This is a genomic window from Rhodococcus sp. 4CII (assembly GCF_014256275.1).
Classification (GTDB): domain Bacteria; phylum Actinomycetota; class Actinomycetes; order Mycobacteriales; family Mycobacteriaceae; genus Rhodococcus_F; species Rhodococcus_F wratislaviensis_A.
This window is the reverse complement of sequence record NZ_JACCFE010000002.1, coordinates 431,640-447,322: the sequence shown is the minus strand read 5'-3', so window position 1 is coordinate 447,322 and position 15,683 is coordinate 431,640. Positions and strand designations below refer to the sequence as shown.

At 69.6% G+C, this 15,683-nt stretch carries 11 protein-coding genes and 1 pseudogene; 5 read left to right on the top strand and 7 right to left on the bottom strand.

Annotated elements, in window-relative coordinates:
- Positions 1–47: 47 nt before the first annotated feature.
- From H0B43_RS02915 to H0B43_RS02900, 4 genes and pseudogenes are all read right to left on the bottom strand, one after another.
- Positions 48–2,156 carry a 3-hydroxyacyl-CoA dehydrogenase NAD-binding domain-containing protein gene (locus H0B43_RS02915; RefSeq protein WP_185729371.1) on the bottom strand — a complete coding sequence of 703 codons (2,109 nt, stop codon included), beginning with the start codon at positions 2,154–2,156 and terminating at the stop codon, positions 48–50.
- Positions 2,157–3,365, bottom strand: a complete 1,209-nt coding sequence (locus tag H0B43_RS02910; RefSeq protein WP_185729372.1) for a thiolase family protein — start codon at positions 3,363–3,365, stop codon at positions 2,157–2,159. It abuts the gene before it with no gap.
- 148 nt (positions 3,366–3,513) lie between these two features.
- The gene (locus tag H0B43_RS02905) at positions 3,514–4,800 is read right to left on the bottom strand and encodes a ribonuclease D (protein WP_185729373.1); all 1,287 of its coding nucleotides are present in this window, start codon (positions 4,798–4,800) and stop codon (positions 3,514–3,516) included.
- A gap of 49 nt (positions 4,801–4,849) precedes the next feature.
- Positions 4,850–6,245, bottom strand: a pseudogene (locus tag H0B43_RS02900) (wax ester/triacylglycerol synthase family O-acyltransferase).
- Positions 6,246–6,396: 151 nt separating this feature from the next.
- Between H0B43_RS02900 and H0B43_RS02895 the strand changes: the two are divergent.
- On the top strand, positions 6,397–7,647 hold the full coding sequence (locus tag H0B43_RS02895) for an alpha/beta hydrolase (RefSeq protein ID WP_185729374.1): 1,251 nt from the start codon (positions 6,397–6,399) through the stop codon (positions 7,645–7,647).
- Between the two features lies 1 nt (position 7,648).
- On the opposite strand, the gene H0B43_RS02890 is transcribed toward H0B43_RS02895, so the two are convergent.
- Entirely contained in the window at positions 7,649–8,242 is a 594-nt protein-coding gene (locus tag H0B43_RS02890) for a DUF3000 domain-containing protein (RefSeq protein ID WP_185729375.1), read from the bottom strand.
- A 161-nt stretch (positions 8,243–8,403) separates the two neighbouring features.
- Between H0B43_RS02890 and hemE the strand changes: the two genes are divergently transcribed.
- Genes hemE through H0B43_RS02870 form a run of 4 tightly spaced genes read left to right on the top strand, consistent with a single transcriptional unit; the run spans position 8,404 to position 13,893 of the window.
- A complete protein-coding gene (hemE, locus tag H0B43_RS02885; protein WP_185730132.1) occupies positions 8,404–9,471 on the top strand; it encodes a uroporphyrinogen decarboxylase in 1,068 nt (355 codons plus the stop codon).
- Entirely contained in the window at positions 9,468–10,829 is a 1,362-nt protein-coding gene (locus H0B43_RS02880; RefSeq protein ID WP_185729376.1) for a protoporphyrinogen oxidase, read from the top strand. Before hemE ends, H0B43_RS02880 begins: the two co-directional genes overlap by 4 nt.
- Before the next feature lie 4 nt (positions 10,830–10,833).
- Complete coding sequence (hemQ, locus tag H0B43_RS02875) at positions 10,834–11,529, top strand: hydrogen peroxide-dependent heme synthase (protein WP_185729377.1); 696 nt, start codon at positions 10,834–10,836, stop codon at positions 11,527–11,529.
- Between the two features lie 15 nt (positions 11,530–11,544).
- Positions 11,545–13,893, top strand: coding sequence for a molybdopterin-dependent oxidoreductase (locus H0B43_RS02870; RefSeq protein ID WP_185729378.1), 2,349 nt, complete (start codon positions 11,545–11,547; stop codon positions 13,891–13,893).
- Here the strand turns inward: H0B43_RS02870 and msrB are convergent.
- Both msrB and H0B43_RS02860 read right to left on the bottom strand, forming a co-directional pair.
- On the bottom strand, positions 13,853–14,290 hold the full coding sequence (gene msrB / locus H0B43_RS02865; protein ID WP_185729379.1) for a peptide-methionine (R)-S-oxide reductase MsrB: 438 nt from the start codon (positions 14,288–14,290) through the stop codon (positions 13,853–13,855). The genes H0B43_RS02870 and msrB overlap by 41 nt on opposite strands.
- Before the next feature lie 58 nt (positions 14,291–14,348).
- Positions 14,349–15,683, bottom strand: coding sequence for a glycosyltransferase family 87 protein (locus tag H0B43_RS02860; protein ID WP_185729380.1), 1,335 nt, complete (start codon positions 15,681–15,683; stop codon positions 14,349–14,351).

The window sequence follows — 15,683 nt, the reverse complement described above, 5'->3', positions numbered from 1 at the left end:
GAGAGTGGCGCAGCGTGCCGGGGCACACTGCGCCACTCACCTGGGGATCAGACGCTCGCGACGCCCGGTGCCAGGAAACGCTTGCCGTTGACGGCCTCGGACGTGCCGGTGCGGTCCAGGTACGGCGTGATGCCGCCGTTCCAGAAGCCGAACCCACCGCCCAGGATCAGGCACAGGTCGATGTCCTCGGCCGCGGCCACGACGCCCTCGTCGAGCATGATCTGGATCTCCTCGGCGAACGCGCGCCGCGTGCGCTCCAGAACCTCCTCGGACGTGGACGCCTTGTCGCCCTGCTTCCACAGTTCGGCGACCTCGGGGTCGACGACCTGCGCGCCGTCGGCGCCGTAACTCCACACCGCCGGTTTCCTGGCCTCGACCAGCGCCTCGAGGCCGGGGGAGTTGTGGAACCGCTCGGGGTACGCCTCGGCGAGGGTCTCGCCGGTGTGCAGCGCGACCGCCGGCCCGACCAGGGCCAGCAGGGTGAACGGTGTCATCGGCATGCCGAGTTCGGCGATGGCGTTGTCGGCCACCTCGAACGGGGTGCCCTCGTCGACCGCGTTCATGACCTCACCGAGGGTGCGGATCAGGAGCCGGTTGAAGACGAACCCGGGCAGGTCGGCGGAACCGACGGCCGACTTCTTGAGCGCCTTGGCGGTGGCGAACGCCGTGGCCAGCGTGGCGTCGTCGGTCTTGTCGCCCTTGATGACCTCGAGCAGGGGCAGCACGGCGACCGGGTTGAAGAAGTGGAAGCCCACGACCCGCTCCGGGTGCTTCAAGTCCGCCGCCATCTCGGTAATCGACAGCGACGAGGTGTTGGTGGCGAGAATCGTCTCGGGTGAGACGTACTGCTCCAGCTCGGCGAACACCTTCTTCTTGACGTCCATGTTCTCGAACACGGCCTCGATCACGAAGTCGGTGTTCGCGAACGCGGCCTTGTCGAGTGAACCGGACACGAGACCCTTGAGGCGGTTCGCCGCGTCGGGGGACAGGCGGCCCTTGCCCTGCAGTTTGTCGATCTCGCCGTGGACATAGCCGACGCCCTTGTCGATGCGCTCTTGGTCGATGTCGGTGAGGATCACCGGCACCTTCAGCTGGCGGACGAACAGCATGGCGAGCTGACTCGCCATCAGGCCGGCGCCGACGATTCCGACCCCGGTGACCTTGCGGGCGAGGGACTTGTCGGGTGCGCCTGCGGGACGCTTCGCCCGCTTGTTCACCAGGTCGAACGCGTACAGGCCCGCGCGGAGCTCGTCGGCGAGCAGCAGGTCGGCGAGCGCCTCGTCCTCGGCGGCGAAGCCCTTGTCGAGCGAGGCGGGATCGGTGAGATCGGTGGTCCGGGCCAGCTCGAGGAGTTCGACGGCCTTGACCGGTCCGGGTGCGTTGTTCTTCGTCTTGCCCTCGACGATCGCCTTCGCGCGGGCGATCGCGTCGTCCCAGCCCGTGCCCCGGTCGATCTCGGGGCGGGCCGGGGTGATCTCGCCGGCCAGGACCTGCGCGGCCCACGCGAACGACTGCTCCAGGAAATCGGCGGAACCGAACACCGCGTCGACGACGCCGAGTTCGAGTGCCTTCTTCGGAGTGAGCGTCCTGTTCTGGTTCAGCGCGTTCTCGATGACTACGGTTACGGCGTTCGACGGACCGATGAGGTTGGGCAGCAACTGCGTTCCGCCCCAGCCCGGAACCAGACCGAGGAACGTCTCGGGCAGACCCAGCGCGCCCGCGCTCTCGGACGCGGTGCGGTAGTGGCTGTGCAGTGCGACCTCGAGCCCGCCGCCGAGTGCGACGCCGTTGACGAACGCGAACGTCGGGACCGACGACTCGCGCAGCCGGCGGAACACCTTGTGCCCGAGCCGGCCGAGTTCGAGGGCCTGGTCACGGTTCGTGATGCTGGGAACACCCTTGAGGTCCGCCCCGGCGGCGAAGATGAAGGGTTTGCCGGTGATCGCGATCGCGACCGGGTGGGCGGCGAACGCCTCGTCGAGTGCGGCGTCGAGGGCCGCCAGGCCGCCCGGACCGAACGACGACGGCTTGGTGTGGTCGAAGCCGTTGTCGAGGGTGATCAGCGCGACCGGGCCCTCGATGCCCGGTACGGCGACGATCTTGGTGTACGCGTGGGTCACGACCTCCTCGGCGAATGCCGTTGCAATGTCGGTCATCTACTTGGCTCCATCGAAGTTCGGGTTCTCCCAGATCACGGTGCCGCCCATGCCCAGACCGATGCACATCGTGGTCAGGCCGTAGCGGACGTCGGGGCGCTGGGCGAACTGGCGGGACAGCTGGGTCATCAGGCGGACGCCGGAGGACGCGAGGGGGTGGCCGCACGCGATGGCGCCGCCCCACTGGTTGACGCGCGGATCGTCGTCGGCGATGCCGTAGTGCTCGAGGAACGCGAGTACCTGGACGGCGAAGGCCTCGTTGATCTCGAACAGGCCTATGTCCTCGATCTTCAGACCGGTGCGGGCCAGCAGCTTCTCGGTGGCGGGGACCGGGCCGATGCCCATGACGGCGGGATCGACACCCTGGAACGCGAATCCGACCATCCGCATGCCGATCGGCAGTCCGAGTTCGGTGGCGGTGTCCTCGCCGGCGAGCAGTGCGGCGGTGGCGCCGTCATTCAGCCCGGCCGCGTTGCCCGCGGTGATGCGGCCCGCGGGACGGAACGGCGTCTTCAACTTCGCGAGGTCCTCGAGCGTGGTGCCCGGACGCGGCGGCTCGTCCTCGGTGGCCAGGCCCCACCCGGCCGCGGACCGGGTGGCGACGGGTACGAGGGTGTCGGCGATGAAACCGGCCTTGCGGGCGGCCTCGTACTTGTTCTGGCTCGCGACGGCGTAGGAGTCGGTGCGGTCCTTGGTGATGGTCGGGAACCGGTCGTGGAGATTCTCGGCCGTGTTCCCCATGACGAGCGCGCTGGGGTCGACGAGGCGGTCGGCGAGGAAGCGCGGGTTCGGGTCTGCGCCCTCGCCCATCGGGTGGTGGCCCATGTGTTCGACTCCGCCGGCGATCACCACGTCGTACTGGCCGAAGCCGATTCCCGAGGCGGTGGTGGTGACGGACGTCATTGCCCCGGCGCACATGCGGTCGATGGCGAAGCCGGGGACCGTCTCGGGGAGCCCGGCCAGGATCGCGGATGTGCGGCCGATGGTGAGGCCCTGGTCGCCGGTCTGCGTGGTCGCGGCGATGGCGACCTCGTCGATGCGGGCGGGGTCGAGCTGCGGGTTGCGCCGCAGCAGCTCACGGATGGTCTTGACGACGAGGTCGTCCGCCCGGGTATCCGCGTACATGCCCTTGGGCCCGGCCTTGCCGAACGGAGTGCGGATGCCGTCGACGAACACGACGTTGCGTTGAGATGTGGTGGATGGAGCCACGCGAATTCCTCCTGATGGAGCAGTTTGGTTCCGGATCACGGCCAGGCGTCCGGCCTCCAGACCAGCGTACCCCGGCCGTTACTCGTGGGTAACTTAATGGGTACCTCATCAGGAATTCGCGTGTTCGCCCCGCGATCGGCGCGGGAAATCAGTCGTCGGCGGCGCTCGCCCGCCCCGCCGACGTCAGTGCCGTGGCCAGCACGGGGACGGTCAGCAGCCGTTGCCACGGGCGGGCCCCGCCCGCGTCGAGCACCCGGTCGATCGCCGCCTCGATGTCGCCGTCCCCGGGCGTCGCCCAATCCCAGCACACTCTCCGCACCAGTTCGGGCGTCACCAGGTTCTCGACCGGAACCGACACGTTCTCGCCGAGGGCGGCCATCGCGGCGCGGGCCGCCGTCAGCCGCTCGGCCGCAGCGGGGTCGTGCCGCGCCCACCGGCTCGCCGGCGGCGGTCCGGTGATCGGCGGGGTCTTGGGTGGGAGGTCGGAATCCGGCAGTGCGCGGGCGTCCTCGAGTGCCTCGAGCCAGATGCGGGAATGCCGTCGCTGACGGGGGCCGCCGAACACCGGCAGCGCCCGGAGCGCGTCGATGCTCCGCGGGTCCTTCGTCGACGCGTCGATGATCGCCGAATCCGGAAGCACCCGGCTCGGGGAGACGTCGCGTCGGCGGGCGAGATCCTCCCGCGCCTGCCACAGCGAGCGGGCCGCGGCGAGTTGCCGCTGCGTCTTCAGCGACGTGATGTGCGACGTCCGGCGCCAGCGGTCCGGCTTGGGCCTGGGCGGCCCGGCGAGCCGGATGTGCTCGAATTCCTGTGCGGCCCACTCGCTCTTGCCCTGCTCGTCGAGTTCCGCCGCCATCACGTTCCGCAGTTCGACGAGGACTTCGACGTCGAGGGCCGCATAGTTCAGCCAGGAATCGGGCAGCGGCCGCTTCGACCAGTCCGCGGCGCCGTGACCCTTCCGGAGTTCGAAGCCCAGGGTGCGTTCGACGATCGCAGCGAGCCCGACCCGTTCGAACCCGGCGAGCCGGCCCGCCAGTTCGGTGTCGAACAGGGTTGCCGGCGACAGGCCGAGTTCCGCGAGCCCCGGCAGATCCTGATCGGCGGAATGCAGAATCCACTCCAGCGGATTGATCACCTCCGCCAGCGGGGCGAGATCGGCGGCGGTGGGAATGGGGTCGAGGAGAACCGTCCCCGCACCCTCCCGTCGCAGCTGCACGAGATACGCCCGCGCCGAGTAGCGGAAGCCGGACGCGCGTTCGGCGTCGACGGCCAGCGGCCCGGTGCCCTCGCCGAGCGCGGCGGCCGCCTTCGCGACGCCCTCCGCAGTGGTGACCACCTCGGGTACGCCGTCCCGCGGCGCGAGCAGGGGCACTACCTGCCGTGCGGGCTCTTCGGCGGGAACGGGTGACGAGGCGTCGTCGGTGACTTCGGACATGACAGCTGACTCTACGTCGCTTCAGGATTCCCGCAGCGCACCGGCGGGTTCACGACCGGGCCGCCGCGGCCTCGACGAGTTCGTCCAACGCCTCGGGAAAGGCGTCGACGAGGTCCCACAGGTGGGGTTGCGAGCTCCGGGCAACTCATCAGGCCCACGTCGAGCTGACCGTTCAGCGACATCACCGTCACGTTGAGCCCGGCGCCGTGGAAGATCGGACCCAGTGGATACATCGCCGTGATCAACGCGCCCAGGAAATACAGCGGAACGGTGGGTCCCGGCACGTTGGAGATCACCAGGTTGTGGACCACCGGATGCCGGTCGGCCAGGCCGAGGGTCGAGTAGAGGCGCATGGCGGTGCCGAACACGGCCTGGCCGGCGAACTGGGACCAGTCCTGCAGCAGACTCGCGCCGAGCGTCTCGTTGTGTTCCTTGGACGTCGAGTTGTGCTCCCCGATGGCCAGCAGTCGTTCGGCAGGGTCCTCGATCTGGGTGCCGAGCTGGGTGAACATCCCGGACACCTGGTTGGTGCCGGGCCGGTCCGACTTGCCGTGGACGGAGACGGGGACGATGGCGACCAGCGACTTGTCGGGCAACTCCCGGCGGTTCTGCAGGTACTTCCGCAGCGCCCCCGAGCACAGGGCGAGGACCACGTCGTTGACCTTGACGTCGAACGCGTTCTTCACGGTCTTGACCTTCTCGAGGTCGAGCTGGGTGAACGCGAGATTGCGGTGACTGGTCAACGTGCCGTTCAAGGAGGTGCGTGGAGCGGTGAACGGCGCGGGCATCGCCTCGCCCCGACGGGCCCGGCCGATCCACCGGGGCAGCAGCGTCAGGCTCTGCGGGACGATTCTCAGCAGCTTCGCGGGCCGGGACGCGACCGCGAGCAGCCCGCCAACGGCGATGTCCAGGGTGCTCGCCTGCCCCGCGCTCTCGGCGGATTCGTCGCGGCCGGGGCGGGGTGCGTCCGCCGCGAGACCGCACAGCTGGGCCATCATGTTCGCGCCGGTGATGCCGTCGACCCCGGCGTGGTGCATCTTCGACATCACGGCCACGGCACCGTCCGCGAGACCCTCGATCACCCACATCTCCCACAGCGGCCGGGCACGGTCGAGGGGGAGTCCGGCGATGTCGCCGCACAGCTCGGCCAGCTCGTCGCGACCGCCGGGTGCGGGTAGGGCGACGCGATGGCAGTGCCGGTCGATGTCGAAGTCGGTGTCCTCCACCCACACCGGGTGGTCGAGGTTGAACCGGGAGTCCTGCAGCTTGCGCCGGAACGCCGGAATCGACTCGGTGCGCGCGTCGAGCTCGGCCTTGAGTCCGGCGAACGTGTATCCGCCCGGAACCGTCGAGACGTCGAGACGGATTACCCCGCAGACGTGGAGGAGCTGCGTCGACGTTTCGAGATAGAGGAAGGACGCGTCGAGACCACTGAGTCGCTGCATGGTCAGATACTAGAACACGTTCTAGTAGGTGGTCCATCTCGTTGCCGAAGTGCGAGGTCGGCGCGATGGCTGCGCCGACCGTCCGGTTCTCGATCCCGCGCGCAGTAGGGGTGGCCCGGGCGACGAGTAGAACATGTTCTACGGTGGGGACATGACCCGAGGCTTCGCTCTCCGGCAGGCGGTCGGCGCCGCACTCGCCGCCAACGCCCTGCGTCCCCTGCCCGGTGCGCCCACGTCGGTGGTCGCCTTCTTCTCGGGATGGCTCACGACCGAACTCGCACCGCACCTTCTCACCGTGACCGCCGCCGACGTCGTTCAGCACACCGCCCGTCGAGGAGCGCGCACGCGAAGCGACCGGGTCGGGCTCGCCCTGGCCGCGGCCTCGGCCGCCGGGCTCGCCGTGGTCGTCGCCGCCGGCCGAGGCGCGGGCGAGGAGGCCGAATCCGCACTCGTCGAGGCGCTCGGCGAGAACTACACCGACCGCGACAAGGCCATCGAACGCCCGGGCCGACCGGTCTGGCGGCAACTCCTCAACCCGTTCCGGATGCGGAACGAGACGGTCACCCGGGTCCGCAACCTCGCGTACGGGCCGGGCGGACGCCGGGCCCGGCTCGACATCTACCACCGGAAGGATCTGCCGTCGAAGAGCCCGGTCCTGCTGCAGATCCACGGCGGGGGATGGGTGATCGGGAACAAGGATCAGCAGGGTCTGCCGCTCATGCTCGAGATGGCCTCACGCGGATGGGTGTGCGCGGCCATCAACTATCCGCTGTCGCCGAAGGCGAAGTGGCCGGAACATCTGATCGCGATCAAGCAGGCCCTGGCCTGGCTCCGAGAGAACGTCGAGGAGTACGGCGGCAACCCCGACTTCGTCGCCGTCACCGGTGGCTCGGCGGGCGGTCACCTCGCCGCCATGGTCGGTCTCACCGCGAACGACCGCCGTTTCCAGCCGGGGTTCGAGGACGTCGACACGTCGGTGCAGGCGTGCGTTCCGTACTACGGCGTCTACGACATCGCCGGCGACACCGGCATCAAGGCGGTCCTGCAACGCGTGCACTCCGGTCTCATGCCGATGGTCCTCGGCAAACAGGCGACGTTCCCCGACGACTACCGGGCCGCGTCCCCGCTCGCGCATCTGCGGGCCGACGCCCCGCCGTTCTTCGTGATCCACGGCACCAGCGATTCGCTCATTCCCGTCGCCGAGGCGCGGATCTTCGTCGACCGGCTCCGCGACGTGTCCGGGAACCCGGTGGCCTACGCGGAGCTGAAGGGGGCGCAGCACGCGTTCGACGTGTTCCCCTCGATCCGCAGCATCTCGGTGACGCAGGCCGTCGGCCGGTTCCTGGAATGGTCGCGCAGCGCCACGACCGGCGTTCCGGCGGCGGGCACGGAATCGGCCTGAACTACTTCCCGCCCAGTGTGCGCAACTGCGACACCCCGGCGGGCGGCAGACCGGCCGCATACGCGAGCACCTCGCAGAACGCCTCGACGTGCGCTGCCAACTCGACCGACGTCGCCGTCCACGACGCGCGCAGTTCCAGCTGATGCGCGTGGGGCGGCCCGGCGATGTCGCCGTAGCGCACCGACGTCGTCGCGGTCACGGTGCCGCCGAGTGCGTTGAGGGGTTCGTGCCGCGATTCGAGTGCGTCGACGAGCCAGCTCCACGCCACCTCGGGAAGGAGCGGGTCGGACGCGACGGCGGCGTCGAGGTCGGCCTGAATGTAGGCGACCAGCCGCATCGTGCCGTTCCAGGCCTCGTCGCCCTCCGGGTCGAACAGGAGAATCAATCTGCCGAACGCATCACCCTCGCTCTGTTCGGCGACGACCCCGGTGTCCTCGTGCACGACCTCTGCGCCGACGGCGTAGCTGAACGGTGCGAGCCGCTGCGGAGGCCGGATGGGTCCCAGTTCGATGTCTGCGCGCACCTGCGCAGAATTCATCGCTTCGACGGCGGCGCGGAACTCGGCCGGTTCGGCGGGCGATCCCGATGTCGTCACAGCTCGGGACGTTAGACCCGCGCCCACGCATCTCGTCGGAGGCGCGCCGAGCAGGGCCGATCGGCGGCGGAGTCCCGGCATGGCAGCATGAGAGCTGCCGAAATTCGAGCAGGCAGAGAGCGCGAGGACCGATGAGCGGGTTGGAAAGCACCAATGCAGGCATGAGTGAGCGGGCGACGTACGCGTCGAGGCGGGTGCTCACCGACGCACCCCTTCTGGCGGCCGCCGCGGGCCGCGCTCCGCGCCATCGCCCGGTGTGGTTTATGCGGCAGGCGGGCCGCTCGCTGCCCGAGTACCGCGAGATCCGGTCGGGCATCGGCATGCTCGAATCGTGCTTCGACCCGGCACTCGTCTGCGAAATCACCATGCAGCCGGTGCGCAGGCACGGCGTCGACGCGGCGATCCTGTTCTCCGACATCGTCGTGCCGCTGAAGGCCGCGGGCATCGACCTCGACATCGTGGCAGGCACCGGTCCCGTCGTCGCGAACCCGGTTCGGTCGATCGCCGACGTCGCCGCGCTGCCGCGGCTGGTGCCCGAGGAGGTCGGCGCCGTCGCGCAGGCCGTACAACTGCTCACCGCCGAACTCGGGTCGACGCCGCTGATCGGGTTCGCCGGAGCTCCGTTCACCCTCGCCTCCTACCTCGTCGAGGGCGGGCCCAGCCGCAACCACGAGCGCACGAAGGCGCTCATGCACTCCGACCCCAAGACGTGGCATGCGCTGCTCGGGACCCTCGCCGACACCACCATCACGTTCCTGCAGGCCCAGTTGCGCGCGGGCGTGGACGCGGTCCAGCTGTTCGACTCGTGGGCGGGCGCGCTGTCCCTCGCCGAGTACCGGGAATTCGTCCTGCCCCACTCCGAGCGGGTGTTCGCGGAGGTGGAGAGCGCGAAGGTGCCACGCATCCACTTCGGCGTCGGCACCGGTGAACTGCTCGGCGCCATGGGCGAGGCGGGAGCCGACGTGGTCGGCGTCGACTGGCGGATCCCGCTGGACGTGGCCGCGCGCCGCGTCGGGCCCGGCAAGGCGCTCCAGGGCAACCTCGACCCGGCCGTGTTGTTCGCCGGTCCCGCGGCCGTGGAGAAGCAGGTCCGCCGCATCACCGCGGAGGCCGACGCCGCGCTCGCCGCCGGCGCCATCGGGCACATCTTCAACCTCGGGCACGGCGTTCTCCCCGACACAGACCCGGGCGCGCTGACCGCCCTGGTCGAGCTGGTGCATTCGCTGTGACCGCGTCGTCGCCGAACGTGCTCGTCGTCGGCGGCGGTATTTCCGGGCTGGTTGCCGCGTACCGGCTGCGGCAGCGGCTCGGCGCCGGCGCGCGGATCACCGTCGCCGACGGTGCGGAGCGGCTCGGCGGCAAGCTGCGCACCGTGGAGCTGGCGGGCGAACCGGTCGACGTGGGCGCGGAGGCGTTCATCGCGCGGCGGCCGGAACTGCCGGCGCTGCTCGCCGAACTCGGCCTCGCCGACCAGTTGGTGCACCCGGCGGGTCTGCGCCCCCTCATCTGGTCCGAGGACGCACTGCACCCGCTGCCGTCGAACACGCTGATGGGGATACCCGCAGACGCGGACAGCCTGCGCGGTCTCGTCGACGGTCCGACGCTGGCCCGCGTGGCGGGGGAGGGGGCGGTCCCGCTCGACTGGACTCCGGGCGCCGACACCACGGTGGGAGCGCTCGTCGGTGAGCGGTTCGGCCCGCAGGTGGTCCGGAGGTCGGTGGATCCGCTTCTCGGCGGGGTGTATTCGGGTCTCGCCGACACCATCGGCGTCCGCGCCGCAGTGCCCACGCTCGCCGCGGCCCTCGACCGCGGTGCCACCAGTCTGTCCGCGGCGGTGGCCGACGCCCTCCCCACACCCACCCCCGGTCCGGTGTTCGGCGCCCTGCGCGGCGGCTACGGCGTTCTGCTGCGCGCACTGGCGGAAGCCGCGTCCGCGCAGATCGTGCACGAACGTGTCCGGGCACTCGCACGGGACGGCGAAGGCTGGTGTGCGGATCCGCTCGGCCGGGTGGACGGACTCGTGCTCGCCGTGCCGGCCCCACAACTCGCCGCACTGCTCGCCGGCGTCGCACCCCGCGCGGCGGCCGCGGCCGCGGACATCCCGCTGGCCTCGTCGGCGGTCGTCGCGCTGGCACTGCCGACCGGCGCCGACATTCCACAGAACTCCGGCATCCTCGTGGCCACCGACGCGTCGCTCGGCGCCAAGGCGTTCACCCTGTCGAGCCGCAAGTGGCCGCATCTCGCCCAGCGTGAGGTGACCCTCGTCCGGGCGTCGTTCGGCCGGTTCGGCGACGCCGCCGTCGTCGATGCACCGGACGACGACCTGATCGCCGCGGCCCGGCGCGACCTCGCGACCGTCACCGGGGTGTCCGCGGAGCCGGTCGCCGCCCACGTCCAGCGCTGGCACGGCGGACTGCCGCAGTACGGTCCCGGCCACCTCGACCGGGTGTGGGTGATCGAGCAGGAAGTTGCAGGTCTGGACGGTGTGGAGGTGTCCGGGGCGCTGCTGCACGGGGTGGGTGTTCCCGCCTGCGTGGCCGCTGCGACGACGGCGGCTACACGCCTCGCGGAGCGAGTGGCACGATAGACCCATGGCACGCCTCGACTTCGACGCATTGAACTCTGAAATCCGCTACCTCATGTTCTCGGTGTTCCAGGTGGAACCCGGGGTTCTCGGGGACGACCGGGAAGCCGTCATCAAGGAGGCGCGGATCTTCTTCGAAGGCCGAGCCGAGAAGGGTGTCGTCGTTCGCGGGCTCTACGACGTCGCCGGATTGCGCGCCGACGCCGACTTCATGATCTGGACGCACTCGGCGAGCATCGAAGCCCTCCAGGCCACGTACGCGGACTTCCGTCGCACCACCGCCCTGGGGCGCGCGAGCAAGCCCGTGTGGAGCAACGTCGCGTGCCACCGCCCCGCCGAATTCAACAAGAGCCACATCCCGGCGTTCCTGGCCGGTGAGGATCCGGGCAACTACATCTGCGTGTACCCGTTCGTCCGCTCCTACGAGTGGTACCTGCTGCCCGACGACGAGCGCCGCAAGATGCTCGCCGACCACGGCATGGCGGCTCGCACTTACAAGGACGTGCGCGCCAACACCGTGCCCGCATTCGCGCTCGGCGACTACGAGTGGATCCTGGCGTTCGAGGCACCGGAGTTGTACCGCATCGTCGACCTCATGCGTGACCTGCGCGCCACCGAGGCCCGGCTGCACGTCCGCGAGGAGGTGCCGTTCTTCACCGGCCCGCGGGTGGATGTGGAGAAGCTGGTCACGGCGCTTCCGTGATCTGACGCATCGTCGATGAGTGACGCCGACGGGGCCCGCACCGCGCCCCGCTACCAGCACATGTCGCACTGGGGGATGTTCGAGGCCGAGGTGGCCGACGGTGAGGTCGTCACCGCGCACCCCTATATCGGTGACGCCGATCCGTCACCGGTGCTCGGCAACATCGCCGGATCGGTTCGCACCAAGGCGCGGATCACCGGACCGGTGGTGCGCCGCGGGTGGCTCGACCACGGTCCGGGTCCGACCGATTCCCGGGGTTCCGACGAGTTCGTGGCTGTCGACTGGGAGGAACTGACCCAGCGGCTCGCCGACGAGTTGCGCAGGGTCGTCGACACATACGGCAACGCCGCGATCTACGGCGGTTCCTACGGCTGGGCCAGTGCGGGGCGGTTCCATCACGCCCAGAGCCAGGTTCACCGGTTCCTGAACACCCTCGGCGGCTACACCCGTTCCGTGCACAGCTACTCGCTGGGTGCGACGGGCGTGATCATGCCCCGGGTCGTGGGCACGCACTGGAAGATGTTTGCCCGCTCCACGTCCTGGAAGGTCATCGCCGAGCACACCGACCTCATGGTCTGCTTCGGTGGGGTTCCGCTGAAGAACACCGGCGTCAACCACGGTGGTACCAGCGACCACCCCACCCGCGACGCGCTCGACGCGCTCCGCCGCCGCGGCGGCTCGGTCGTGTCGTTCAGTCCGCTGCACGACGACATGCACGGCGCCGCCGAACGGCACGCCCCGGTGCCCGGCACCGACGTCGCGGTCATGCTCGCGCTCGCGTACGTCCTCGCGACGGAGGGCCTGCACGACACGGCGTTCCTGGACAGTCATTGCGTCGGCTACGACCGCTTCGAGGACTACCTGCTCGGGCGCTCCGACGGGGTACCGAAATCCCCCGGATGGGCCGAACGGCTCTCCGGGATCCCCGCCGCGGAACTCGCGGCCCTCGCGCGGCGGATGGCGTCGGGCCGGACAATGGTGACCGTCACCTGGTCGCTGCAGCGGGTCCGACACGGCGAGCAGGCCCCCTGGATGGGGGTCACCCTCGCCGCGATGCTGGGTCAGATCGGCCTTCCCGGAGGGGGTTTCGGCCACGGCTACGGCTCGATGAACGAGCCCGGGCTCGCACCCGTCCCGTACCCGTTGCCCACGCTTCCGCAGGGTTTGAACCCCGTCCGCGATTTCATTCCCGTGGCCGCCGTCTCGGACATGCTGTTGAACCCGGGCGCGTCGTTCGACTACGACGGTCAGCGGCTGACGTACCCGGACATCAAGATGTTGTACTGGGCGGGCGGGAACCCGTTCCACCACCATCAGCACATTCCCCGGCTGCGCCGGGCGCTGGCCCGGCCGGACACGATCGTGGTCCACGACCCCTACTGGACGCCGATGGCCCGGCACGCCGACATCGTCGTCCCGTCCACCACCTCACTCGAGCGGGACGACCTCAGCTGCACCCGCAACGACCCGCTGCTCGTCGCCATGCACGCCGCGGTGCGGCCGTACGCCGACGCGCGGGACGACTACGACACGTTCGCCGCGGTGGCGACGAAACTCGGCGTCGGCGAGAAGTTCACCGAGGGACGCTCGTCCGAGCAGTGGCTCGCGCACCTGTACGGGCAGTGGCGCGACTTCGTCCGCGCCGATGGTGGTCCCGCCCCCGAGTTCGACGAATTCTGGACGCAGGGGCAGGTGCGGATGCGCACCGAGGACGACCTGATCCTGTTCGGCGACTTCCGTGCCGACCCGGTGAAGTTCCCCCTCGCCACCCCGAGCGGGCGGATCGAGATCTTCTCCGAAGACATCGACGGATTCGGCTACGACGACTGCGCCGGTCACCCCCGCTGGTACGAGCCCGAGGAATGGCTCGGCGGCAGGCGGGCACAGCAGTTTCCGCTGCACCTGATCGCCAACCAGCCGCGCACCCGCCTGCACAGCCAGCTCGACCACGGCGGCACCAGTCAGAAGTCGAAGATCCGGGGCCGCGAACCGCTGCGCATCCACCCGGAAGACGCGGCCGAACGCACTCTCGCCGCCGGGGACGTGGTCCGCGTGTTCAACGACCGCGGTGCGTGCCTCGCCGGTGTGGTGGTGGACGACGGGGTCCGCCGCGGTGTCGTCCAGCTGTCGACGGGCGCCTGGTACGACCCGCTCGACGCCACCGACCCCGACTCGCTGTGCGTGCACGGAAACCCGAACGTGCTGACCCCGGACGTGGGCACCTCGTCGCTGGCCCACGGCTGCACGGGTCAGCACGTGCTCGTCGACATCGAACGCTACGAGGGCGAACTGCCGCCCATCCGCGCGTTCGACCCGCCCACGATCAGTCGCCGGTCGGTTCCAGGACCAGCGAGATCGAATTGATGCAGTACCGCTGATCGGTGGGGGTGGGGTAGCCCTCACCCTCGAAGACGTGGCCGAGGTGGCTGTGGCACGCCCGGCAGATCACCTCGACACGGCGCATGCCGAGTGAGCTGTCCTCGCGGAGGATGACGGCGTCCGAGTCGGCCGGATCGAAGAACGACGGCCACCCGCAGTGCGATTCGAACTTCTCCGAGCTGCGGAACAACTCGGCGCCGCACGCCCGGCAGTGGTAGACGCCTTCCGTCTTCGTGTCGGTGTACTCGCCGACGAAGGGCCGCTCGGTGCCGGCCTGGCGCAGCACCGCGTACTCCTCGGGAGTCAGTTTCTCGCGCCACTCACTCTCGGAGAGAGCAACCTTCGGTGGGGACTGCGTGGGATCCTGCTGCTGCGAACTCATGGCTCCACGCTAATACGTTTCGCCGGCTCCGGCCGCGACGCCCGGCCCGAGAGTCGGCCTACGTCTTCGCGGCGGCCGACTCGACCTGCGGCTGCTCGTCGGGCGCGGTGTCCCGCGGAGCGTCGGGCTGCGCGTCCTCCGGTTCGAGCAGGAACGCCGGGTCGATGCCCCGGTCGAGTCGCCCCTCCCGGCGCGCGGTGACGTACCGGACGGTCAGCACGCCGAAGATCACGAGCAGCATCAGGCTCCACCCCAGGGTGGTCTTCATGTATTCGGCGGTCCGGCCGGCCTCGATGAACCGGCTCGACAGCCAGCTGTCGTAGCTCATGAACCCGTACACGGCAAGCCAGGCCGGCCAGTTTCGCATCACCGAGTTCTTCAGCACCACGGACATCAGCAGCGGGAACAGCATCATCGAGTAGTACATCTGGCCCAGCGAGCCGAGCAGCCAGGACGCGGTCAGCAGGACCCCGGACGTGGTGACGACGAAGAACAGCTCGTCGTGGCGGTAGTACCGGTACAGCAGCCACAGTGACCCGGCCACGATGCCGGCGAACGCGCCGCGAAGAGCCCAGATCAGGGCCGTCGGGAGGCCGTAGTACTTGCCGTTGCCGACGATCGCGCTGTTGAAGTAATCGCGCGACTCCATCAGGTACGGCACGGTGTGGCGCACGAAGTCCATCGGGTCCGCGGACAGCGGCCAGGCGACCGCGGTGAGGATCAGGGGGATGCCGATCGCGGTGACGAACACCTTCCACTGGCCGCGCACCAGGGGCAGCAGCAGGAGTGGGGCGAGGATCGGTTTGACCGCGAACGTCAGCCCGATCGCGACACCGGACCACATGTCCTTGCGCTTCATCAGCAACACGAGGAACGCGATCTCACCGAGCAGGACGAGACCGTTGATGTTGGTGAAGACGAGGGTGTTCGTGACGGTCTCGGACGAGAACGTGGCGAGCAGCAGGATCGGGGCGGCGATCGAGTTCAATCCCAGGCCGAACAGCCGCAGCAGCAGGTACAACGCGATCATGATTGCGATCGCGTTGGCGATGATGAACAACCACCGGGACCGCTCGGGGTCGATCACGGCGATCGGGGCCATCAGCAGGGTGCCGGACGGCGGATACAGGTAGTGCGGGTCCACCCAGTTGAAATTGGCGGTGTACACGGGCCGCCCGTTGAGGAACGCCAGTGCGGCGTTGTAGACCGGGCGGAAGTCGTCGGTGATGTAGCCGTTGACCGCCTTGACGACCACTCGATGCAGCACGGTCATGACGGCGATCGGCCACAGCGCGAAGTGGACGACCTCGTTGGCGGTCCGCCCGGTGCGCGGTTCGAGTTGTCGAAGGAACACCACGGCACGGTACACCGAGAAGCCCTGACATGCGGTCAC